This window comes from Photobacterium sp. ABD4_091 (assembly GCF_056160145.1).
In genome coordinates this window covers 2,615,276-2,637,291 of the sequence record NZ_JBSWWQ010000001.1, presented here as the reverse complement: position 1 = coordinate 2,637,291, position 22,016 = coordinate 2,615,276, and the positions used below count along the sequence as shown (strand labels likewise).

The window sequence follows — 22,016 nt, the reverse complement described above, 5'->3', positions numbered from 1 at the left end:
TATGTTTATCTATACCATCCGTAGGCTCAACCTTTTCCTCATTACCCTGCTGATCTTGACCCTGATCGGCTACAGTATCTTGCGCCTGGACAGTGCTTCGCTGTGGAGCTCACAACCCTTTTTCTCAGGCTGGGCTATCTACCTCGACAATTTGATGTCCGGCCACCTGGGGTTGAACCTCCAGGGCGAGCCGGTCGTCAATGAGGTATTGAAGGTCTTCCCAGCCACCCTCGAGCTCAGCTTCTTCGCCTTTGTGCTATCACTGCTCATCGGTATTCCGGTAGGAACCCTTGCCGGTGTCAAACGCGGTAAATACATTGATACCGCCATCTCGTCGATTACCCTGGTCGGCTACTCCATCCCGCTATTCTGGCTGGCTATGCTGCTGATCATGCTGTTCTCGCTAAAACTCGGCTGGCTGCCGGTTTCAGGTCGATACAGCTTGCTGTATGAGATTGACCATGTCACCGGCGTTGCCCTTATTGATGTGATGCTGTCTGACAAGCCTTACCGCGCCGAAGCCCTGATGGACACCATCAAGCACCTCGTGCTACCAACCGTGGTACTGGCAATGGCTCCGACCACCGAGGTGATCCGCCTGACCCGGGCATCAGTGTCGGATGTCATGGAGCAAAACTTTATCAAGGTCGCCCAAACCAAGGGCTTGTCGATGTTTGAAATCATTACCAGGCATGTGCTGAGAAATGCTATTCCGCCGATTATCCCGAAGCTGGGGATGCAATTTTCGACCATGATGACCTTCGCGATGCTGACAGAATCTATCTTCAACTGGCCGGGGATCGGCCGCTGGTTGCTTGATGCCATCTCAACCCAGAACTACGTCGCTATCCAGGCAGGTGTGATCACCGTGGGTAGCTTTATCCTGATTGCCAACATCTTGTCGGATCTGACCGGTGCCTTTGTCAATCCACTGGTACGGAAGGAATGGTATGCTATCAAATAACATCTACCAGGAAACCAAGATCCCGACCCAGCTTGAGAGGGCTTGGCAGAACTTCAAAAACAACTCCCTGGCGATGTTCGGACTGTGGTGCCTGGTACTGCTGACGATCATTACTTTGCTGGCACCTTGGCTAACACCCTATGATGCGTTCAGCCAAGTGGGTGAGTTGCTGATGCCGCCATCCTGGGATACCGCAGGCAAGGTTGAGTACTTCTTCGGTACAGATGACCTCGGCCGGGATATGCTTAGCCGCTTGCTGCTCGGCTCTCGCCTGACATTCGGCTATGCCGTGCTGGTTGCATTGGCTTCAGCTGCTATCGGAATTTTGATCGGTGTGTTGGCCGGTATGACCCGGGGCTTGAAATCCAGCTTCCTCAACCACGTCTTGGACACCGTGCTATCTATCCCTTCCCTGCTTCTGGCGATCATCGTTGTCGCTTACATGGGGCCGGGGGAAACCAACATACTGCTGGCTATTTGGCTGGCATTGATCCCGCGATTCATCCGTGCAGTCTATACAGCGGTACACAACGAGGTGGAAAAAGACTATATCATGGCGGCACGCCTTGATGGCGCCAACGATTTCTATCTGCTGTACAACTCCATTTTGCCCAATATCTTGACGGTGCTGACCAATGAGTTCACCCGGGCGATTTCTATCGCCATCCTCGACATTGCAGCATTGGGTTTCCTCGGCCTCGGTGCCCAGGCACCTATGCCGGAATGGGGGGCGATGCTGGGCGATTCCATCGAGCTGATCTATCTTGCTCCGTGGACGGTGACCTTACCGGGACTGGCCATTACCTTCAGTGTTTTGGTTGTAAACTTAGTAGGAGAAGGACTCCGCCAAGCGATTAATGCGGGGATTGACTGATGCCACTATTAGATATTCGTAACCTGACCATTGAAATCGACACCCCCCAGGGCATGGTCAAAGCGGTAGAGCGCATGAGCCTGACCATCAACGAAGGCGAGATCCGTGGCCTAGTGGGTGAATCCGGCTCGGGTAAGAGCTTGGTCGCCAAAGCCATTGCCGGTGTTACCAAAAGCAACTGGCGAGTCAGTGCAGACCGTCTCCGCTTAGGGGATATTGATCTGCTTGCCCTGTCTCCGCGAGAACGCCGCCGCGTGGTCGGGCGCGAGATAGCCATGATTTTCCAGGAGCCGTCATCCTGCCTCGACCCGTCAGAAAAAGTCGGTGAGCAGCTGGAGGAGGCCATCCCGTCATCGTCATTCGACGGGTATTTCTGGCAGCGTTTCCACTGGCGCCAGAAGCAGGCCATTGCCCTGCTGCACAAGGTCGGTATCAAGGATCACCGCCGCGTAATGCGCAGCTACCCTTATGAACTGACTGATGGCGAGTGCCAAAAGGTTATGATTGCCATGGCCATCGCCAACCGCCCTCGCCTGTTAATCGCCGATGAGCCAACCAACGATCTGGATCCCATCACCCAGGCACAGATTTTCCGCTTGCTCAGCCGGATGAACCAGCTCGGCAACACCACAATCCTGCTGGTCAGCCATGATTTAACCACGGTGACCCAATGGGCAGACAGGATCACGGTAATGTACTGCGGCCAGTCGGTTGAATCAGCCAACCGCCAGCAGTTGTTGGAGTCCCCCCACCACCCGTATACCGAAGCACTTCTACGGGCCATGCCGGACTTCAACCTCGATCAGCTTACCCACAAAAGCAAACTCGAAACCTTGCCGGGGTCGATCCCGCCGCTACAGCATTTGCCGATCGGCTGCCGTCTCGGTCCCCGCTGCCCGCACGCCCAGCGTAAATGTGTCGAAGTACCTAAGCGCAAAAAAATCAAGAATCACAAGTTCAGCTGCCACTTTCCGCTGAACATGGAGAGTAATACCAAATGAGTGCGTTACTTGAAGTCGAGAACCTGAAAAAAGACTACCACTACCGCTCAGGGCTATTCCGCCGCCGGACCATAGAGGCCGTAAAACCGGTCTCATTCAGCCTGGAGGCAGGCGAAACCATCGCTTTTATGGGGGAGAACGGTTCAGGTAAATCAACCCTGGCACGCATGCTCGCTGGCGTGGTAGAGCCTACCGAAGGCGTTATCCGGGTAAACGGCGAGCCCCTTGCTCACCGCGACTACCAAACACGATGCAAGCTGATCAGAATGATCTTCCAAGATCCCAACACCTCACTCAACCCGCGGATCCAAATCGGCAAGATCCTCGAAGGGCCGCTCAAGCGTAATACCAATATGACGCCGCAAGCCCGCGAACGCCGGATAATGGAAACCCTCAAGCGTGTGGGCTTGCTGCCCGAGCACGCTTACTTCTATCCGCAAATGCTCGCGACCGGCCAGAAGCAGCGCGTCTCCCTTGCCCGGGCATTGATCCTCCAGCCTTGTATCATCGTTGCCGACGAGGCGCTCAACGGACTGGATATGTCTATGCGCTCGCAAATCATCAACCTGTTGCTAGAGCTACAAGAAGAGATGGGGCTGTCGTATATATACGTATCCCAGCATATGGGGGTGATCAAGCATTTCTCGGACAGAGTCATTGTGATGCAGCATGGCGAAATCGTCGAGCAGGGCAAAACCGATGAGGTATTTAGCAGCCCGCAGCATGCGCTGACCCAGAAGCTGCTCGACAGCCACTTCTCGGCACCATCCCATGACCGAAGCAACCGGATCAGCAGGGCAACGCCAAAAATCGAATGCTAATAGAGTAAGGCATTAAAAAAACGGGCTAACTGCCCGTTTTTTTTATCTGTATAACCATATTTGTCTGCCCACAACCCAAAACCCTTGTTGCTCAAACCAGTGCCACAGCCAAGCCACCTAGCGTCACCGCGCCAATAATGGGCAAGGCGACAAACTTGCGCAGGCCCTGCTCACCAATGAACCAGGCCATCCCCATCTTCACCAGACTATTGACTGCTGCCGCAATAAAAATACCCATCGCTGCCAGGGTAAGCATCTCGCCCCCAGCACTCTGCCTCCCCAGGGCAAGGGTAATGGCATCGACATCTGTGATCCCCGAAATCGCTGCCAGCGCTAAGGTTCCCGCATCACCAAACCACTCCTGCAGGCCGTTTGCCAGCAAGATAATCAGCATCAGAATAGCCCCAAAGCCTAGCGCCGAAGTCAGTGCCAGCGGGTTTTGCTTCAACTCAGGGTTCGTTTCCCCCTTGACCTTGTTTCGCTGCCATATCCACCATGCAGGCACATAAAAGCCAACCATCATTAGCAACATCGGCAGCCACAGCAACTCAACCAGATACCGGTTAACCACCGAGCAAACGAAGAGGATACGAGGGAACATAGTACCGCAGCTCAGCAGGATCCCGCTTGCGAGCAAGCCATTGAGCTGGGGCTGTTGCTTTGACAGGTGGGAAAACTGCAGGGTTAGCGCCGTCGAAGAGCTGAGCCCGGCAAATAGGCAGGTAAGCAGGATCCCCTTTTGCGCCCCGCCAATTTTCATGGCGAAATAGCCGACAAAAGAGATCCCGGCAATCAACACCACCATCCACCAAATTTCATAGGGGTTTATCGCGCCCCATGGCCCCATCGGCTCATTGGGCAGCAACGGGAGCAGTACAACCGAGATAAGCAGCAGCCGCAGCGCGGCATCAAGCTCATACTCCTGCAATCGTTGCAGTGCATTGTGCAGCTCTTGTTTATTATCAAGGATAATAGCGGTGATCACCGCAGCAGAAATTGCTAAGGCTGGCTCCCCGACAATCGCCAGCGCGCCGAGAAGGAAAGTGATTAAAGCTCCCACCAAACCGGTGATACTGAGGTTGGTTTGCCATTTGAGCCGGTGCGAATAGGCCACCGTCAGCACAATGGCCAGGGCAACGAAAGACAAGCCTAGGAAGAGTTCGGAAAATAGCTCGGCCAGCAGGCCGCAAATCCCACCGAGCAAGCCGACCAGCGAGTAGGTTCGAATACCCGCAATCCGGCTCCCGGCGGCTTCGTTGCGCTCAACCCAGCCACGCTGGATACCGATAATGGCACCAAGCAGCAAGGCAATGCCAAGCCGGATATAAGGGGAAGTTAACGCAAGCTCAGAGTCCATCTCAGTCACCAGAACACACTTTCCTACTTCTAGTATAGGCTTGAGTTCAAAAGCTAACTGTCTGGTTTGTCACGATTTTGAAAGACATAAAAAACAGGCCCTCAATGAGGACCTGTTCTTAATGGGGACTTATTAGCTGGCGCTTAGGCTAGCGTCTTGTTGATTTCAGCCAAGACAGCAGCCGGATCAGCCGCTTTAGTGATAGGCCGGCCAATCACCAAGTAATCAGAACCAGCTTGTACCGCTTCTACTGGTGTCATCACGCGGCGCTGGTCTCCTGCTGCGCTACCAGCAGGGCGAATGCCTGGGGTAACCAGCTTAAACTCGCTGCCTAGCTCAGTCTTCAGCATGGTTGATTCATGTGCCGAGCACACTACCCCATCAAGGCCGCTGTTTTTGGTTAGGCGCGCAAGGTTCAAAACATGCTCTTTAGGCTCTGCCGTGATGCCAATACCTTGCAGATCTGAGGCTTCCATACTGGTCAAAACCGTCACACCAATCAGCAACGGGCGATCTTTGCCAAACGGCTCAAGGATTTCCCGTGATGCCGTCATCATGCGCTCTCCGCCGCTGGCGTGGACATTCACCATCCACACACCCAGATCGGCCGCTGCAGCCACAGCGCGGGAACAAGTGTTTGGAATATCATGGAATTTCAAATCAAGAAATACAGAATGGCCCCGATCATGCAGTTTACGCACAAAGTCAGGGCCAAAAAAAGTAAACATCTCTTTGCCAACTTTCAATCGGCAACTTCCCGGTTCAATCCGGTCAACAAAGGCTAGTGCCTCGTCTTGGCTTGGGTAGTCGAGAGCGACAATTACTTTTGGATCTAACATGGCATCTCCTGCTTAGTCATAAGGTCAAACTAGCCCAGCTTGCTGAGCGCGCTCAGGATTGTACAGCAAAATCGTTTTTTATCGAGCATTAATTGATAGTTGACACCAAATAGCCAAAAGCGACAGTTAACGAGGCCAGCCAAACGATTAACATGGCGAGAATATTTTTTTCTCATTTTTCCGTATAGGTAAAACCGCCGTAATAAACCTTCTCTCTATTTTGGGGGCAAAATGGCAAAGTTTACATACAAAAAAAGCCCGCTTGTTATTCAAGCGGGCTTTTAGAGGCAATTTGAAACTTTATCTGATGCTTATTCGCCGTCCAAGCCGCGGATGGGCTTAATGGAGCCCCAGCCCTTACAAGATGGGCACTGCCAATACAGGGAGTGGGTAGCAAAACCGCATTGGCGACAACGGTAATGCGGCTTCATTTTCAACTGCTCGCCCACCAAGCCACGCAACGTGGTCAAGCTATCTTTCGCCCTGCCATCCTCAGCCTCATCCAGATGATAGTCCATCAACTGGTAAAAGCCCTTCATCGTAGGGTTCTTCTGCAATTGCCGGGTCATAAAAGACTGGGCCATGGTTGGGCCTTCGCGCTTGGCGATCTCGTCAGCCAGCATCAGCTCAGCCGTCGAGCCGGCTTTTTGCTCAACACAGTAGCGGAGGTATTTGAGCCAGCCAGTTTCATTGTCCATCGCCTCGTAGCACTGCAGCAACAGAGGCAGCGCCTCTCCGATAAACTCGATATCCTGCTCGGCTACGCGCTCCAATTGCTTGGCAGCTGCTTTGAACTCTTCTTCGGCAATCAAGATCTTCGCCAGCATAATACTGGCTCTGACACAGGTTTTATCCGCCGATAAAGACTTCTTGAGCAGTTGCTTGGCTTTATCAGGATTCTGGGCGCTCATCTCAAGCATTGCCATTTCGCACCAGTAATGGGCAATATCATGCTTGAGCTTGCTCTTACCCATCTTGACCAGGTGGTTGGCAATGTTAATTGCCTTTTCCCATTCCCTTGTCTGTTGGTAGATGGTCAGAAGCTGCTGCAGCGCACCTTTACGGTGGTCGGGTTCATCAATCAACTGCTCTAAGATTTTTTCGGCGCGATCAAAGAAACCGGCGGCCATGTAATCTTGCGCCAATTGCTGCAAAGCGAGGTTACGCTGGTCAATAGTTAGGTTCGGGCGGGCAATTAAATTCTGGTGGATGCGAATTGCACGATCTACTTCACCCCGGCTTCGGAACAGGTTGCCCAAAGCCAGGTGTGTATCGATGGTTTCGCTATCAACCTGGAGCAGCTCAATAAACACATCCACTGCTTTATCGGACTGGTCCGATAACAGCAGGTTCAGGCCTGTCACGTACTGGCGTGACATATGGTGAGACTGCTCTTGTTGCTTGTTACTAGCGCTCCTGTTACCCATGTACCAGCCGTAGGCGGCGGCGATCGGTAATAACAGGAACAACAGTTCTAGCATTAAATGTTATTCCTTAACTGGCTCGGCGCGTAGCTGATCCAATTCTTGTTGCTGTTTTTGTACTTTCTTGCTCAGGCGGTTTTTGGTGAAACGGGTTTTAATGTAAAGCAGGCCGCAGATCAGCCAACCAATAACAAACCCGGAACCGAAGGCAATACCCAGCAAGGTGGAAAGCTGGAATTCTCCCTGGGCTAGAAGAAAGTCAAAGTTAACCAACTGCTGATTTTGGGCACCCAGCGCAAGGGTAACCAAGAAACATGCAGCAAGTAAAAGTACAGTCAGTATCTTCATCGTGAATCCTTCTCACTTGAACGAAATGGAGATGATACCTATCTGGTAAAGGCAAAGCCCCAAAACAGAAAAACATCTGGTATAAACACAGACGGGTATGGCCTGATTATGCAAGATTTTGCCTCATCAGACCATGATCAATACGCATAAAAAAACGGCATACTTAACAGCATGCCGTTTTTTTGTTCTAAACGCGGTTAACTAGCAATAGACTGGTTAACACGGTCGCGCAATTCCTTGCCAGGCTTGAAGTGAGGAACGTACTTGCCGTCCAGCTCAACTTTGTCACCTGTCTTAGGGTTACGACCAACACGTGGAGCGCGGTAATGCAAAGAGAAGCTACCAAAGCCACGGATTTCGATTCGGTCACCATCAGCAAGCGTTGTCGCCATGTGCTCAAGGATTTCCTTAATTGCATCTTCTACCTGTTTGGCAGAAAGATGTGTTTGTTGACTACATAGTCTTTCAATTAATTCAGACTTTGTCATAAACACTCCGTTTTTAGTATGTTTCTCAATAGTATAACCGCTTGGGGGGAAAAGTGATCCCCCCTAGCTCAATTATTCGCCTTTAGCCGCTTTGAAAGCGTCAGCCATTGCGTTACCGAAAGAAGCATCATCTTGCTTGTTCAGGTTAGCCATAGCTTCTTGCTCTTCAGCAACGTCTTTAGCGCGTACAGATAGGTTGATTACGCGGTTCTTACGGTCAACGCCTGTGAATTTAGCTTCAACAGAATCGCCAACAGAAAGAACTAGAGTTGCGTCTTCAACACGGTCAACTGATGCTTCAGAAGCACGTAGGTAACCTTCAACACCTTCAGCTAGCTCGATAGTTGCGCCTTTCGCGTCAACTGCAGTAACAGTACCAGTAACTAGAGCACCTTTCTTGTTAACTGCAACGTAGCCGTTGAACGGGTCTTCTTCGATCTGCTTGATACCTAGAGAGATACGCTCACGCTCAGCGTCAACTGCTAGAACAACTGCAGAGATTTCGTCGCCTTTCTTGAAGTCACGAACTGCGTCTTCACCTGCAACATTCCAAGAAATGTCAGATAGGTGAACAAGACCGTCGATGCCGCCTTCAAGACCGATGAAGATACCGAAGTCAGTGATAGACTTGATCTTACCAGTTACGCGATCGCCCTTAGCTTGCATTTCTGCGAATGACTGCCATGGGTTAGCTTTACACTGCTTAAGACCTAGGCTGATACGACGACGTTCTTCGTCGATATCAAGAACCATAACTTCAACTTCGTCGCCCACGTTAACAACTTTAGATGGGTGGATGTTCTTGTTAGTCCAATCCATCTCAGAAACGTGTACAAGACCTTCAACGCCTTCTTCGATTTCAACGAAGCAGCCGTAGTCAGTTAGGTTAGTTACGCGGCCAGAAAGCTTAGTACCTTCTGGGTAACGCTTAGCGATAGCTACCCATGGATCTTCGCCTAGCTGCTTAAGACCTAGTGATACGCGAGTACGCTCACGGTCGAACTTAAGAACTTTAACGTTGATCTCGTCGCCAACATTAACGATTTCAGATGGGTGCTTAACGCGCTTCCAAGCCATGTCAGTGATGTGTAGAAGACCATCAACACCACCAAGGTCAACGAATGCACCGTAGTCAGTAAGGTTCTTAACGATACCTTTAACTTCCATGCCTTCCTGTAGAGAAGCAAGAAGTTCATCACGCTCAACGCTGTTTTCAGATTCGATAACTGCGCGACGAGAAACAACTACGTTGTTACGCTTCTGGTCTAGCTTGATTACTTTGAACTCTAGCTCTTTGTTTTCTAGGTGAGCAGTGTCACGAACTGGACGTACGTCTACTAGAGAACCTGGTAGGAACGCACGGATGCCGTTAAGTTCAACTGTGAAGCCACCCTTAACTTTACCGTTGATGATACCAACAACAGTTTCAGCGTCTTCGTAAGCTTTCTCAAGTACGATCCAAGCTTCGTGGCGCTTAGCTTTCTCGCGAGAAAGTTTAGTTTCACCAAAGCCGTCTTCAACTGCGTCTAGTGCAACGTCAACTTCAGCACCAACTTCGATTTCAATTTCGCCAGCAGCGTTCTTGAATTCATCAGCAGGGATAGAAGACTCAGACTTAAGGCCTGCGTCAACTAGAACGTAACCGTTTTCGATAGCTACAACAGTACCTTTAACGATCGCGCCTGGACGTGTTTCTAGTTCGTTTAGAGACTCTTCAAAAAGTAGAGCAAAAGATTCAGTCATTATTTAATCTTCAATGTGATTAACAACCATGGGTATCCTACCGCATGGGGTTGGTAGTAAAGTCAGTTATCATCCGTGACACCGACGCCATCATGCCGAATTATTCGGCTGACAATTTCGTTTCAATATGGGCCAATGCCTGTTCGATGACTTGATCGATAGACATCTCTGTAGAGTCTAGCACCAATGCATCAGCCGCGGGACGTAACGGCGCGACTGCACGGTTGCGGTCTCGGTCGTCACGTTCCTGAATTTCTTTCAAAAGGTGGTCAAAGTTAACATCTAACCCTTTCTGTTGCAACTGCTTCATGCGGCGATTCGCACGTTCTTCCGCACTGGCATCAAGGAAGAACTTGACTTCTGCCTGCGGGAACACCACGGTGCCCATGTCACGGCCATCCGCAACCAGACCCGGAGCCTCGCTGAACGCACGCTGGCGGCGCAGCAGGGCCTCGCGAACACGCGGCAGAGCAGCTACCTTAGACGCTGCCATACCGGTTTCTTCCTTACGAAGCTCACCTGATACGTCTTCCCCTTCGAGAATCACCTTTACCAGTTCGCCTTCAGCCACAAACTGCACATCCAGGTGAGCAGCCAAAGGGACCAGCGCGTCTTCAGACTCAAGGTCAACACCGTGGTGCAGTGCCGCGAGGGCCAAAACACGGTAGATAGCACCGGAGTCCAATAACTTCCAGCCCAGTTTTTCTGCCAACAGCATGCATAGCGTGCCTTTGCCGGCACCGCTTGGTCCATCGACAGTGATCACTGGCGCGTGAGTAGACATAGGTAATCTCCAAACTTGTTTAAATCTAAGCAGTAATACCCATCGACACGCCGCCCTGGACATACCGATACTTATTACCACTCTCAAACGGGGGCATATTATACGAGAAAAAAGTTGTGATACCAATCAGTAATCCGGCTTTGGGCCAAATACTGACAAGGATATAAGACAAAACCCGCCAGGTGGCGGGTTTTCTTATATATCGACAACTTAGACAATTAGTTGCTCAGGAGCGCCAATTTGTCAAAGTAATCCGGGAAGGTTTTAGAGGTACACTTCGGGTCGTTAATCGTCACCGGTGTATCGCTCAACGCCACCAGCGAGAAGCACATCGCCATACGGTGGTCATCATAGGTGTCGATGGCCGCGTGGGTAAGTTGTGCTGGCGGAGTAATGGTGATGTAGTCTTCACCCTCCTCAACCTCGGCACCGACTTTGCGTAGCTCTGTTGCCATAGCAGCCAAGCGGTCAGTTTCCTTCACGCGCCAGTTGTAAACATTGCGAATAGACGTCGTCCCTTCGGCAAATAGCGCCGCGGTGGCAATCGTCATTGCCGCATCTGGGATATGGTTAAAATCAAGGTCAACCGCTTTTAGCTCACCGTGGCGGGCAATCACATAATCATCGCCCCACTCAATTTCCGCGCCCATTGCCGCCAATGCATCAGCAAACTGAACATCACCCTGGATACTTTTCTTGCCAATGCCGGTCACTTTCACTTCACCGCCTTTAATTGCGGCAGCAGCAAGGAAGTATGACGCCGAGGAAGCATCCCCCTCGACCAAGAAATCACCCGGCGCCTGGTAAGCCTGGCCGCCCTTCACGACAAACTCCTGGTAGTCGCGGTTTTCTACCTCGACACCAAACTGGGCCATGATGTGCAGGGTGATATCAATGTAAGGCTTCGATACCAGCTCACCTTTAATGCGGATCACCGTATCTGCCGAGGCTAGCGGCGCCGACATCAAGAACGCGGTAAGGAACTGGCTCGAAATCGAACCATCAATTTCCACTTCGCCGCCTCTAAGGCCTGTGCCTTTGATCTTAAGAGGTGGGTAGTTGTCATTCTCAAGGTAGGTGATTTCCGCGCCAGCGGTTCGCAGCGCATCCACCAAATGGCCGATTGGGCGCTCTTTCATCCGCGGCTCGCCAGTTAGGACAAACTCGCCCTCGCCGAGGCACAGTGCCGCTGCCAACGGGCGCATCGCTGTGCCGGCATTGCCCAAGAAGAGCTCCATCGCCTCGACAGGCTTGAACGCGCCACCTAGGCCAGTTACTTCACAAACGGTTTTGTCATCAGACAGTTGATAGCTCACTCCCAGCTTGGTCAGGGCTGTTAGCATATGACGGATATCATCACTATCAAGGAGGTTAGTCAGTCGGGTGGTGCCGTTTGCTAACGCCGCCAATAGCAGGGCTCGGTTCGAGACGCTTTTGGAACCTGGCAGATTCACGGTGCCATTAATCTTACTGATCGGCTGTAACGTTAAACTTTCCATCTGTTTTTTCATTAATCCTGTTTGGTCGCAATCCTTGCAGAGTAACGAATAATGCCTCAGTTCGCTAGTACTGAATTCACCTGCCTTATCTCGCCTTTAATGCAACCAATAAAAAGCGCCCAGCGGCGCTTTTATTGCTATTTCAGACCAGTCTTAATCATCGCAATCAGATAAGTAGGTACCATCAAAGTCACAATCAAGGTCGACCCAGCGCCCTTCGTATTTCCCCAATGAGTTGTCTGATGCTGGGTAGCCCCAGAGGGTGCCACCAGTTACTAGGCCTTCAAGCTCTATTTCGTCATCGAAACGGTCTTCGCGTTCAATTTCGATCGCCACATAACGACCAGAGTTACTGCCTGAGACCAAGTAGCGCCCTTCTACCTCAACCCAGCTGCTATCGAGGTTATCGTGGTTCAGGCCATCATCGAACTCCGTATTGCGATCAATATCGATCTCAATACCATTGATGGTGAATATTCCCGCTTGGTAATTGGCTTCGCCAACGGCCTGAAATTCTTTACCCGATACGATATTACCATCGTCCTCAAATTCAATTTCAGTCGCAATCAAACGGCCAGAGCGGTACGCCATCTCGACCTCAACCCAGCGGCCGGATGCCAAGTCTTCACGGCGGCCATCATCGAACTCAGTTCTGTCGTCCACCTCGATACGCAAACGGCCATTGAGCTCAATTTGGGTCAAACTGTTATTGATCCAGGAAATCACACCTTCGACTTCGGTATCGTCGTAGTCAACGTCATCTTCAACGTCAACCTCATTGGCAATCAAGGTATTACCGCGCATATCACCATAGACTTCGACCCACGCCCCGTCGGCCAGTTCATCCCGGTCATCAACGTCGGCATTACTGTAATCAACGGTTACCGTGCCAATCTTGAACGTATTAGCCGTAGTGTCTAGCTGCGATACCGGGCCTTCCACTTCAACAAAACCAAGATCAGGCACCTTCGTGACCGCAACCACTTCCACCGAACCGTCAGCCAACGGGAAAGTCGTTACCATTACCCAGTCACCGACAGTGATACTGCCCAAGTCAGAATATGTCAGCTCGATACCGTTAACCGTGAATTGGCTGCCATTAATCACAGTGACAACACCGGTCAAGGAAGGATCCAGTTTCATGGTTTCAATCGAGCCACTCTCTGCCTCGATTTGCACTCGCATGCCGTTTTCCAGTTCAGAAAAAGGCAACGTCACACCGTTGCGGTACACCGCAGGCGCACCTTCGCTACGCAAGGCATAACCGTTAACTGTTACAGTCTTTTCTGCGTGAGAAATGTTGGCAACCTGACCGTCAAGACGACCTGTTTTAGCCTCCACCGCTGAGTTGCCAGAGCTTGAACCTCCACCACAGCCCGATAAAGCCATTGCAACAAGAGAAGCCAGTGCCATTTTTTTCATAACTTACCTATGATTAATTGTGCATAAATGAAAACTGGCGGTATCTTATAGTCGCAACCGTGAAGTAATCGTGAAGAAATGACTTAGGAGAAAATACGCTGTCATATGAAAGTGCTGATTGTCGAAGATAACCATCATGTTGCCGAAACCCTGGCTGATTATCTTGAGCTTGAAGGCTATACCATAGATTGTGCCTACCATGGCCTGGGAGCTATCCAACTGATCAGTGATAATCATTATGATGTCATCATTATGGATATCATGATGCCAAAGATTGATGGTATTTCAGCCGTAAAGAAAATACGCGAAGAGTTATACTGTGACACCCCAATCCTCTTTCTGACTGCCAAGGATAGCCTTGAAGACAAAGTCGCGGCGTTCCAGGCCGGTGGGGATGATTACCTTGTCAAACCCTTTGCGATGGAAGAGCTATGCCTAAGGCTGCAAGCCCTTGCCTGCCGTGGTGCACGCAAAGATATTGGCCTGTTATGCTTTGCCGACATCACCATCAACCAAGCAACAGGTGAAGTGCTACGCGCCGGCCACCCCATCAAACTGAGCCGTATCCAACAGAAGATACTGTCGCTGCTAATGAAAAAGGCCCCCGCTATCGTTTCCAGACAGGAAGTTATTGATACGATCTGGGGCGACGAGGCTCCCGGCAGTGATGCATTGCGCAGCCATGTCTACGGACTAAGAAATGCCATAGACAAAGGGTTTGCTGAAACACGACTAGAGACTATCCATGGCCAAGGCTACCGCATCAAAAGCTAAACCCTACCCCAGCATTTACCGCAAAATTCGCTGGAGCTTCGGCATCCCGACGCTGATTATGTTTACCCTTTTCTGGTCGGTCATTTATTTAGCAGAAAATGAACTGGAAATTATCAGCCTTCACCACTGGCTAGATACCGAGGCTAGTCGCTACAGCCGCGATTATCAACAATTCGGCGACCAAGCCCAGCCGCCCAATGAAAAAGAGTTCTACAGCTACTGGAGCAAAGAAAACCCTCCATCATGGCTAGCCGGCTATACTGAGCCCGGTTTTTACGAACACCTGCTCGGCAAGGAAGACAAACACTTTATTGTAACCGACCACCCGTCAGGTAATGGGCTATTTTATATCGTCTTTCAGGATGATGCCGATGATTACCTAGATGAGTATGAGGCTCGCCTTCACTTTATGACATTTAGCCTAGGTGGCTTAGTCTCACTCGCCGTGCTGGTATATAGCTGGTATTTCGTTAAGAGCGTCTCCCGCCCCTTGGAGATCATCGAGCACAAGATTCGCAATATGCCGCCTGACCAACCGGACTTTTTAGTTGAAACTGATTACAAAGAAACCCGAGAAATCGAACAGGCACTGCATGAAAGCAAGGTGAATATCGCCCGCTATTTCCAGCGCGAGCACGAGTTCAGCCGCTTCGCCTCGCACGAACTCAGAACCCCAATCATGGTCATTCAAGGGTCTGCTGAGCTCCTTGGCAAAGTGCCTAACCAGCCGCCTGTCGCCATCAAGGCGATCAACCGCCTACAGCATGCCAGTGCCGAAATGCGCGAGCTCACCGAAGCCTTCTTGCTACTTGGCAAAGAGCATATTGAGCAGCACCACTTCGGCAGCTATCCGCTGGAACATAACCTTCGCCAACAGCTTGCAGCGATGGCTCCGATCTTCGCTAAACAAGATGCGAGCTACGTGCTCGATATTGATTCACCCACTACCATTTCCTCCCCTGAAAGCTTTATCAATATCGTCATGAACAACCTGATCAAAAACGCTTTCAGCTACAGTGTGGGAGATATTGAAATTCAGCTGTCAGGCAATGAGCTCACTATCGCCAACCGTCACGACGGCAATGAAACCTACAACGCTGGCTATGGGTGCGGATTGGTTATCGTCGAGCGTATATGCGAAAAAATGGGGTGGCACTTTGCAACTAAGGACTGTGATACCCACTTTACAACAACATTAATATTCAGCCAGCCAGACAACGCAAGGACAGAAAATAATGATGGATAAAAGGAATCTAAAACACCTCAAAGCTTATATGTTAGTGGTGATAACGCTCACTTTTCTCAGTGGCTGCACCGGCATGCCGAAGTCCGTCAAGCCAGTCTCTCCTTTCAATGTTGATAGCTACCTAGGCACCTGGTATGAGGTTGCACGCTTGGATCACAGTTTTGAGCGCGGGCTCAGCGATGTCAGTGCTGTTTACAGCCTCAATGATGACGGCTCTGTAAAGGTTATCAACCGCGGGTTTGATACCGAAGATCAAAAATGGCAGCAGGCCGAGGGGCACGCCGTGTTTGTCGATGACGATAACAAGGGTCACCTTAAGGTGTCTTTCTTCGGCCCCTTCTACAGCAGCTACGTGGTATTTTTCCTCGAACCCGACTATTCCGTTGCCCTTGTCAGCGGTTACAACACGGACTACCTCTGGTTGCTGGCAAGGGAGCCGGAACTCGATAAGGCACAAATCTCCCGATACGTCGCCATTGCCGCAAAAGCAGGATTTGAAACCGACAAGCTGATCTACCCGGAGCAGTCTCGATACCAATAATGATGCTAGGCCTGCCCTGAAATGACAAAAGCCGCAATACTGCGGCTTTTTCATGCTCAAACTGTAATAAACAGAATGATTAGTTAGGCATTTTCCTGCTCGAACTGCTTCATGAAATCAACCAATGCTTGTACACCTTCAATCGGCATTGCGTTGTAGATTGAAGCGCGCATCCCGCCAACGGCACGGTGGCCCTTGAGTGCTTTCAGGCCGGCCGCATCTGCTTGCTCTAGGAACAAGGCGTCCAGCTCAGGGTTCTTTAGCTGGAATGGCACATTCATCAGGGAACGGTTGTCCGAGTGAACGTCGTTGCGGTAGAAGTCTGACTGGTCAATGTAGTCATACAGCACGTTGGCTTTGGCAACATTGCGCTGTTCCATCGCTTCCACACCACCCAACTCCTTGAGCCATTTGAACACTTCCCCTGCTAGATACCAGGCAAACGTTGGTGGCGTGTTATACATTGATTCTTTATCCACCTGAACACTGTAATCCAGAATGCTTGGCAGGATAGACTGTGCCTTGCCCAGCAGGTCATCACGGACGATAACAATGGTCAAACCTGCAGGGCCGATATTTTTCTGGGCACCAGCATAAATGACACCATACTTCGACACATCAATCGGACGAGACAGGATAGTCGATGACAGATCAGCCACAATCGGCTTATCCGTTACCGGCAGGTCGCGGATCTCCAAGCCATCAATGGTTTCATTCGGGCAGAAATGAACAAAGGCAGCCTCATCAGACAATGGCCACTCGGCAGCAGGGAGAATCGCTTTCTTGCCATCGCGCTCACAGGTAATATCGACCACATTCGGCTGGCAGTATTTCTCGGCTTCAGCAGCTGCGCTGTGCGCCCAGTAACCACCATCCATATAGTCGGCAGTGCCTGCATCACCCAACAAGTTCATCGGCACTGCGGCAAACTGGGCACGTGCACCGCCGTGGCAGAACAAGACATGGTAGTTATCAGGGATGGAGAGCAGGTCGCGCAGGTCTTGCTCGGACTGTTTGGCCACCGCAATGAACTCCTTGCCACGGTGGCTGATTTCCATCACCGAGGTACCAAGATCATTCCAATCAACAAGTTCTTGTTGGGCCTTTTTCAATACGTCTGCCGGGATCATCGCTGGGCCGGCGCAAAAGTTATAAACGTTGTCCATGGTGTAAGACGTGCTCCTGCTGGAAAAACATAAGGTTGAGACTAAAGAGTGTGACTTAGGTCTGTTTTACACCTTTATTACGGTGCTGAAAAGAGGTTAAGGGAAATTAGTGTGGCTTTGGCTCGGTAGTTATCTGCAGGTATAAAAAAACGCAGCCTAGTGGCTGCGCTTTTATCAGAGTAACTAACTATTTAGTTATTCTTGCTCAGAAGAGTTGTCTGCTTCGCTGTCAGCAGCTGGCGTTTCGCCCTCTGCTGGAGCTTCACCTTCGACCAGTTCCGCATCTTCGATAAACTCGTCTTCTTCCGGCTCATCGATACGCTGCAAGCCAACAACCTGCTCGTCTTCAGCTGTACGGATCAGAGTCACACCTTGGGTGTTACGGCCAACACGGCTCACTTCTGCCACACGGGTACGAACTAGCGTACCACCATTGGTGATCATCATGAACTCGTCGCCGTCTTCAACCTGAACAGCACCAACAACGCTGCCGTTACGATCGGAGACTTTGATAGAAACAACACCCTGGGTCGCACGGCTCTTCGCTGGGTATTCTTCCAGCTCAGTACGCTTACCGTAACCATTCTCGGTTACTGTCAGTACGTCACCTTCATTGTGCGGAACAATCAAGGAAACAACTTTGTCGCTCTCGGCCAGTTTGATACCGCGAACACCTGCCGCAGTACGGCCCATGCCACGAACCTGCTCTTCAGAGAAGCGAACAACCTTACCGGCTTTCGAGAACAGCATAATGTCATCGCTGCCTTCAGTGATATCCACACCGATCAGCGAGTCACCGTCACGTAGGTTCACCGCAATGATACCTGCGCTACGAGGACGGCTGAAGTCAGTCAGCGGGGTCTTCTTAACAGTACCGTCAGCAGTCGCCATGAAGATAAACTTATCGGCTGCGTATTCTTTCACTGGCAGGATAGCGGTAATGCGCTCACCTTCTTCCAGCGGCAGGATATTGACAATCGGCTTACCACGGGCGGTACGGCTTGCCAGCGGTAGCTGGTACACTTTCAGCCAGTACATACGGCCGCGGCTTGAGAAACACAGAATCGTATCGTGGGTATTGGCCACCAGCAGACGCTCGATGAAGTCTTCATCCTTCATACGCGTTGCCGCTTTACCTTTACCACCACGGCGCTGTGCTTCGTAGTCGCTCAGAACCTGGTATTTGACGTAACCTTCGTGAGAAAGGGTTACGACCACGTCTTCCTGGTTGATCAGGTCTTCCAGGTCGATATCGTGGCTTGCTGCAGTGATTTCAGTGCGGCGAACATCGTTGAACTGCTCTTTGACCAGTTCAAGTTCTTCACGGATCACTTCCATCAAACGCTCGGAGCTTGCAAGGATGTGCATTAGCTCAGCGATTTCTTCAAGCAGCGTTTTGTATTCGCCAAGGATCTTCTCGTGCTCTAGACCCGTCAGCTTGTGCAGGCGTAGGTCCAGGATCGCTTGTGCTTGCTGTTCGGTCAGGTAGTACTGACCGTCACGGATACCGTATTGCTCTTCCAGCCATTCCGGACGAGCGGCATCTGTGCCCGCACGCTCAAGCATTGCAGCAACGTTGCCAAGATCCCAACCGCGAGCAACCAGGCCAGCTTTCGCTTCAGCCGGGGTCGGCGCTTTTTTGATCAGCTCGATGATTTCATCGATGTTAGCCAGTGCCAGTGCCAAACCTTCAAGGATATGGGCACGTTCACGGGCTTTGCGTAGCTCATAGATAGTACGGCGAGTCACCACTTCACGGCGGTGGTTCACGAAGCACTTCAACATTTCTTTCAGGTTGAAGGTCTTCGGCTGGCCGTTATCCAGTGCCACCATGTTGATACCGAATGTGGTCTGAAGCTGAGTTTGTGCGTAAAGGTTGTTCAGCACCACCTCGCCCACAGCATCACGCTTACATTCGATAACAATGCGCATACCGTCTTTGTCAGATTCGTCGCGCAGGGCACTGATCCCTTCTACCTTCTTGTCTTTTACTAGCTCGGCGATCTTTTCGATCAGACGGGCTTTGTTGACCTGGTATGGGATTTCAGTAACAACAATGGTCTCTTTACCATTCTTGTCAGCTTCAATTTCCGCCTTCGAACGCAGGTAGATCTTGCCGCGGCCGGTCTTATAGGCATCAACGATACCCTTACGGCCACTGATCATCGCTGCAGTCGGGAAGTCTGGACCCGGGATGTATTCCATCAGCTGATCAATGGTGATGTCTTCATCATTGATATAAGCCAAGCAACCATCGATCACTTCACCAAGGTTGTGAGGTGGGATGTTCGTTGCCATACCAACGGCGATACCCGATGAACCGTTAACCAGCAGGTTCGGGATCTTCGTCGGCAGTACCGCAGGGATCTGCTCGGTACCGTCATAGTTAGGAACGTAATCTACCGTCTCTTTATCCAGATCAGCCAATAGTTCATGGGCGATCTTGGCCATACGGACTTCGGTATAACGCATTGCCGCGGCGGAGTCGCCGTCAATCGAACCGAAGTTACCCTGACCATCTACCAGCATGTAGCGAAGAGAGAAAGGTTGCGCCATACGTACGATCGTGTCGTAAACTGCGCTATCACCATGCGGGTGATATTTACCGATTACGTCACCGACCACACGGGCAGATTTTTTATATGCTTTATTCCAGTCGTTGCCCAGCACGTTCATCGCGAATAAAACGCGACGGTGCACCGGCTTAAGGCCATCACGCACATCAGGAAGAGCACGACCCACGATAACTGACATCGCGTAGTCGAGATACGAGCCTTTCAGCTCTTCTTCAATGTTTACGGGCGTGATCTCTTTTGCAAGATCGCTCATGGAGCCAATATCCCTCAGGTAATTTCTGTCGTATACGTATACCAAACGGCATAGTTAGCGCTAAAACGGGCTGAGAGCCAATCTAAGGCGTTATCTATAACGTCTGGTACCATACGTGCAAGGTGCGAGAATATAGCATATTTCAGCCCAGATAGGCACACCTTTCACCATTATGTTGTGAGTAATTTAGCGGATTCGGAAAAAATCGAAAGCCCTTATTTGAGTATTACCCTACTGACAGCCTGTTTTTTGTTCAAAGCTTGTTTTTTATTACTTTTCTTAGTTTTGATTCCCACCCGAACAAATTGCAACCAATTGTAAATTATTGAGCAAGATCGTAATTGCACCACTTCTTTATAACTCTGACTAAAAGCTGAACAAAAAACTGATCATTATCAATTTTGCTTTTATGCATTTAGGTACAATTAATCCGCAAGAACAAAATCTAAGATTTCAAAAATCATTACTTAAACAGTTAAGCGAGGTCAATTATGTTAGGCAGAGTAATCACCACTTTAGGCGTATGCATCATCGGCGGAAAATACCTTCTAATGCTCATCATCGCAGGTATTGCAATGACCACAGGCGGTGCACAGGCTGATTTAATGCAGCTAGCCATGATAGAACCAGCTGAGTAAATCCTATGCAAACACGGAACGTTTACCAGGCTTAGAAGCGAAATGCGAAGATAACGCAAACAGCTCCTAAGCCTGAATTGTTTTTAGGATCAGCAAAACTTTTTACTTCCCTTTTTAACGCTGTTTTTCCTTCTTTCATCAGCTAGCGCATTGCCTATTCTGTCGCTCTTCTTTGTTCAGAGCGACAGGGGAAACCAAAAGCGTAGACAAGCCCTCCCTTTTTCAACAACACCACCATAACAAGCCAATAAATTATCGCTAATACCTGCCCCTAATGAAGGCTTAGGGTTATAATGCCGCTATCAGAAAGGAATATGGCAAAAATACATGACCAAGCAGTTGAATGTAGACCCAGCAGAAATCAGCAAATTCGAAGAAATGGCATCCCGTTGGTGGGACTTGGAAGGCGAGTTCAAGCCGCTACACCAGATCAACCCATTGCGCCTTAACTATGTCATTGACAGAGCAGAGGGCCTGTTTGGCAAAAAAGTACTGGACGTTGGCTGCGGCGGCGGCATTTTGGCCGAAAGCATGGCGGTGGAAGGTGCAGATGTCACTGGCCTTGATATGGGTAAAGAACCTTTGACCGTAGCCCGCCTGCATGCCCTGGAAACCGGTACCAAGCTTGAATATGTCCAGCGCACTGCCGAAGAGCATGCCGAGCTGCACCCTGAAACCTATGATGTCGTGACCTGCATGGAAATGCTGGAGCACGTACCCGACCCTGCATCTGTCATCGCTTCCTGCGCCAAAATGGTCAAGCCAGGCGGTCATGTATTCTTCTCGACCCTGAACCGCAATTTCAAATCATACTTGTTCGCCATTGTCGGTGCTGAGCAAGTGATGAAGCTGGTACCCAAGGGCACCCATGACCACGAGAAGTTCATTCGTCCGTCCGAGCTGCTGGGTATGATTGATGCCACCCCGTTGCAAGACCGCCATATCACCGGCCTGCACTACAACCCGCTAACCGACCGCTACTGGCTGGGCAGCAATGTCGATGTGAACTATATCGTCCATACCACCAAACAATAAATCGGACTCATCGCCAGAGCCCCTACCCCAGAAAGCTCTCGGGTGACGACAAAAAAGACCTCCTAACAACAGGAGGTCTTTTTGTTGATTAGCTCAGAGGGTTCAGACTTCCTTGGATGACAGGCAAGGCAACGGTTTGTCGATCTTGTGGCTCTGAACCCTGCAACTTGAAGTAACTTGGGTATACTCATTAAAGCCCCCTGTTTCATACAAGGACATGTAT

The 22,016-nt window shown here is 50.5% G+C and carries 20 protein-coding genes; 9 read left to right on the top strand and 11 right to left on the bottom strand.

Annotated elements, in window-relative coordinates; translation table 11 throughout:
- Position 1 precedes the first annotated feature (1 nt).
- Genes ACXAGQ_RS12180 through ACXAGQ_RS12165 form a run of 4 tightly spaced genes read left to right on the top strand, consistent with a single transcriptional unit; the run spans position 2 to position 3,660 of the window.
- Positions 2–964: an ABC transporter permease gene (locus tag ACXAGQ_RS12180; protein ID WP_475254105.1), complete on the top strand. Its 963-nt coding sequence runs from the start codon at positions 2–4 to the stop codon at positions 962–964.
- On the top strand, positions 951–1,838 hold the full coding sequence (sapC, locus tag ACXAGQ_RS12175; RefSeq protein ID WP_475254104.1) for a putrescine export ABC transporter permease SapC: 888 nt from the start codon (positions 951–953) through the stop codon (positions 1,836–1,838). The genes ACXAGQ_RS12180 and sapC overlap by 14 nt, the downstream gene beginning before the upstream one ends.
- Complete coding sequence (locus ACXAGQ_RS12170; protein ID WP_475254103.1) at positions 1,838–2,839, top strand: peptide ABC transporter ATP-binding protein; 1,002 nt, start codon at positions 1,838–1,840, stop codon at positions 2,837–2,839. Before sapC ends, ACXAGQ_RS12170 begins: the two co-directional genes overlap by 1 nt.
- Positions 2,836–3,660: a peptide ABC transporter ATP-binding protein gene (locus ACXAGQ_RS12165; RefSeq protein WP_475254102.1), complete on the top strand. Its 825-nt coding sequence runs from the start codon at positions 2,836–2,838 to the stop codon at positions 3,658–3,660. Before ACXAGQ_RS12170 ends, ACXAGQ_RS12165 begins: the two co-directional genes overlap by 4 nt.
- A gap of 91 nt (positions 3,661–3,751) precedes the next feature.
- Here ACXAGQ_RS12165 and ACXAGQ_RS12160 read toward each other — a convergent pair whose 3' ends face one another.
- The 9 genes from ACXAGQ_RS12160 to ACXAGQ_RS12120 all read right to left on the bottom strand — a co-directional run bounded on the left by ACXAGQ_RS12160 (position 3,752) and on the right by ACXAGQ_RS12120 (position 13,564).
- Positions 3,752–5,017, bottom strand: a complete 1,266-nt coding sequence (locus ACXAGQ_RS12160) for an MgtC/SapB family protein (protein WP_475254101.1) — start codon at positions 5,015–5,017, stop codon at positions 3,752–3,754.
- A gap of 143 nt (positions 5,018–5,160) precedes the next feature.
- The gene (pyrF, locus tag ACXAGQ_RS12155) at positions 5,161–5,856 is read right to left on the bottom strand and encodes an orotidine-5'-phosphate decarboxylase (RefSeq protein ID WP_475254100.1); all 696 of its coding nucleotides are present in this window, start codon (positions 5,854–5,856) and stop codon (positions 5,161–5,163) included.
- 311 nt (positions 5,857–6,167) lie between these two features.
- Positions 6,168–7,337, bottom strand: coding sequence for a lipopolysaccharide assembly protein LapB (lapB, locus tag ACXAGQ_RS12150; RefSeq protein ID WP_475254099.1), 1,170 nt, complete (start codon positions 7,335–7,337; stop codon positions 6,168–6,170).
- 6 nt (positions 7,338–7,343) lie between these two features.
- Positions 7,344–7,628 carry a LapA family protein gene (locus tag ACXAGQ_RS12145; protein ID WP_475254098.1) on the bottom strand — a complete coding sequence of 95 codons (285 nt, stop codon included), beginning with the start codon at positions 7,626–7,628 and terminating at the stop codon, positions 7,344–7,346.
- A gap of 197 nt (positions 7,629–7,825) precedes the next feature.
- Positions 7,826–8,116 (bottom strand): integration host factor subunit beta, encoded by a 291-nt coding sequence (ihfB, locus tag ACXAGQ_RS12140; protein ID WP_036831776.1) that lies wholly within the window; start codon positions 8,114–8,116, stop codon positions 7,826–7,828.
- Between the two features lie 72 nt (positions 8,117–8,188).
- Positions 8,189–9,859 carry a 30S ribosomal protein S1 gene (gene rpsA, locus ACXAGQ_RS12135; protein WP_475254097.1) on the bottom strand — a complete coding sequence of 557 codons (1,671 nt, stop codon included), beginning with the start codon at positions 9,857–9,859 and terminating at the stop codon, positions 8,189–8,191.
- A gap of 100 nt (positions 9,860–9,959) precedes the next feature.
- Complete coding sequence (cmk, locus tag ACXAGQ_RS12130) at positions 9,960–10,643, bottom strand: (d)CMP kinase (protein ID WP_475254096.1); 684 nt, start codon at positions 10,641–10,643, stop codon at positions 9,960–9,962.
- A 218-nt stretch (positions 10,644–10,861) separates the two neighbouring features.
- Positions 10,862–12,142, bottom strand: a complete 1,281-nt coding sequence (gene aroA, locus ACXAGQ_RS12125; RefSeq protein WP_475254095.1) for a 3-phosphoshikimate 1-carboxyvinyltransferase — start codon at positions 12,140–12,142, stop codon at positions 10,862–10,864.
- A gap of 153 nt (positions 12,143–12,295) precedes the next feature.
- On the bottom strand, positions 12,296–13,564 hold the full coding sequence (locus tag ACXAGQ_RS12120; protein ID WP_475254094.1) for a DUF5666 domain-containing protein: 1,269 nt from the start codon (positions 13,562–13,564) through the stop codon (positions 12,296–12,298).
- 105 nt (positions 13,565–13,669) lie between these two features.
- On the opposite strand from ACXAGQ_RS12120, the gene ACXAGQ_RS12115 reads away from it, so the two are divergent.
- The 3 genes from ACXAGQ_RS12115 to ACXAGQ_RS12105 are packed head-to-tail and all read left to right on the top strand — an operon-like array spanning position 13,670 to position 16,125.
- Positions 13,670–14,338 carry a response regulator transcription factor gene (locus tag ACXAGQ_RS12115; protein ID WP_475254093.1) on the top strand — a complete coding sequence of 223 codons (669 nt, stop codon included), beginning with the start codon at positions 13,670–13,672 and terminating at the stop codon, positions 14,336–14,338.
- Positions 14,310–15,584: a sensor histidine kinase gene (locus ACXAGQ_RS12110; RefSeq protein WP_475254092.1), complete on the top strand. Its 1,275-nt coding sequence runs from the start codon at positions 14,310–14,312 to the stop codon at positions 15,582–15,584. The genes ACXAGQ_RS12115 and ACXAGQ_RS12110 overlap by 29 nt, the downstream gene beginning before the upstream one ends.
- Entirely contained in the window at positions 15,574–16,125 is a 552-nt protein-coding gene (locus tag ACXAGQ_RS12105) for a lipocalin family protein (protein ID WP_475254091.1), read from the top strand. The genes ACXAGQ_RS12110 and ACXAGQ_RS12105 overlap by 11 nt, the downstream gene beginning before the upstream one ends.
- 83 nt (positions 16,126–16,208) lie before the next feature.
- On the opposite strand, the gene serC is transcribed toward ACXAGQ_RS12105, so the two are convergent.
- Both serC and gyrA read right to left on the bottom strand, forming a co-directional pair.
- The gene (serC, locus tag ACXAGQ_RS12100) at positions 16,209–17,291 is read right to left on the bottom strand and encodes a 3-phosphoserine/phosphohydroxythreonine transaminase (RefSeq protein WP_475254090.1); all 1,083 of its coding nucleotides are present in this window, start codon (positions 17,289–17,291) and stop codon (positions 16,209–16,211) included.
- Between the two features lie 195 nt (positions 17,292–17,486).
- Entirely contained in the window at positions 17,487–20,120 is a 2,634-nt protein-coding gene (gyrA, locus tag ACXAGQ_RS12095; RefSeq protein ID WP_475254089.1) for a DNA topoisomerase (ATP-hydrolyzing) subunit A, read from the bottom strand.
- 491 nt (positions 20,121–20,611) lie between these two features.
- On the opposite strand from gyrA, the gene ACXAGQ_RS12090 reads away from it, so the two are divergent.
- Together ACXAGQ_RS12090 and ubiG are read left to right on the top strand one after the other, a co-directional pair.
- On the top strand, positions 20,612–20,758 hold the full coding sequence (locus tag ACXAGQ_RS12090) for a hypothetical protein (RefSeq protein ID WP_170114916.1): 147 nt from the start codon (positions 20,612–20,614) through the stop codon (positions 20,756–20,758).
- Between the two features lie 327 nt (positions 20,759–21,085).
- Positions 21,086–21,793 (top strand): bifunctional 2-polyprenyl-6-hydroxyphenol methylase/3-demethylubiquinol 3-O-methyltransferase UbiG, encoded by a 708-nt coding sequence (gene ubiG, locus ACXAGQ_RS12085; protein WP_475254088.1) that lies wholly within the window; start codon positions 21,086–21,088, stop codon positions 21,791–21,793.
- The last annotated feature ends 223 nt before the right edge of the window (positions 21,794–22,016 follow it).

Excerpts from the sequence above, each read along its gene's own strand:
- pyrF (WP_475254100.1), bottom strand. The coding sequence starts at position 5,856 with ATGTTAGATCCAAAAGTAATTGTCGCTCTCGACTACCCAAGCCAAGAC.
- ACXAGQ_RS12165 (WP_475254102.1), top strand. The coding sequence starts at position 2,836 with ATGAGTGCGTTACTTGAAGTCGAGAACCTGAAAAAAGACTACCACTAC.
- lapB (WP_475254099.1), bottom strand. The coding sequence starts at position 7,337 with ATGCTAGAACTGTTGTTCCTGTTATTACCGATCGCCGCCGCCTACGGC.
- ACXAGQ_RS12170 (WP_475254103.1), top strand. The coding sequence starts at position 1,838 with ATGCCACTATTAGATATTCGTAACCTGACCATTGAAATCGACACCCCC.
- ACXAGQ_RS12145 (WP_475254098.1), bottom strand. The coding sequence starts at position 7,628 with ATGAAGATACTGACTGTACTTTTACTTGCTGCATGTTTCTTGGTTACC.
- ihfB (WP_036831776.1), bottom strand. The coding sequence starts at position 8,116 with ATGACAAAGTCTGAATTAATTGAAAGACTATGTAGTCAACAAACACAT.
- gyrA (WP_475254089.1), bottom strand. The coding sequence starts at position 20,120 with ATGAGCGATCTTGCAAAAGAGATCACGCCCGTAAACATTGAAGAAGAG.
- ACXAGQ_RS12115 (WP_475254093.1), top strand. The coding sequence starts at position 13,670 with ATGAAAGTGCTGATTGTCGAAGATAACCATCATGTTGCCGAAACCCTG.
- ubiG (WP_475254088.1), top strand. The coding sequence starts at position 21,086 with ATGACCAAGCAGTTGAATGTAGACCCAGCAGAAATCAGCAAATTCGAA.
- aroA (WP_475254095.1), bottom strand. The coding sequence starts at position 12,142 with ATGGAAAGTTTAACGTTACAGCCGATCAGTAAGATTAATGGCACCGTG.
- sapC (WP_475254104.1), top strand. The coding sequence starts at position 951 with ATGCTATCAAATAACATCTACCAGGAAACCAAGATCCCGACCCAGCTT.
- cmk (WP_475254096.1), bottom strand. The coding sequence starts at position 10,643 with ATGTCTACTCACGCGCCAGTGATCACTGTCGATGGACCAAGCGGTGCC.
- ACXAGQ_RS12090 (WP_170114916.1), top strand. The coding sequence starts at position 20,612 with ATGTTAGGCAGAGTAATCACCACTTTAGGCGTATGCATCATCGGCGGA.
- ACXAGQ_RS12105 (WP_475254091.1), top strand. The coding sequence starts at position 15,574 with ATGATGGATAAAAGGAATCTAAAACACCTCAAAGCTTATATGTTAGTG.
- ACXAGQ_RS12110 (WP_475254092.1), top strand. The coding sequence starts at position 14,310 with ATGGCCAAGGCTACCGCATCAAAAGCTAAACCCTACCCCAGCATTTAC.
- ACXAGQ_RS12160 (WP_475254101.1), bottom strand. The coding sequence starts at position 5,017 with ATGGACTCTGAGCTTGCGTTAACTTCCCCTTATATCCGGCTTGGCATT.
- ACXAGQ_RS12120 (WP_475254094.1), bottom strand. The coding sequence starts at position 13,564 with ATGAAAAAAATGGCACTGGCTTCTCTTGTTGCAATGGCTTTATCGGGC.
- serC (WP_475254090.1), bottom strand. The coding sequence starts at position 17,291 with ATGGACAACGTTTATAACTTTTGCGCCGGCCCAGCGATGATCCCGGCA.
- ACXAGQ_RS12180 (WP_475254105.1), top strand. The coding sequence starts at position 2 with ATGTTTATCTATACCATCCGTAGGCTCAACCTTTTCCTCATTACCCTG.
- rpsA (WP_475254097.1), bottom strand. The coding sequence starts at position 9,859 with ATGACTGAATCTTTTGCTCTACTTTTTGAAGAGTCTCTAAACGAACTA.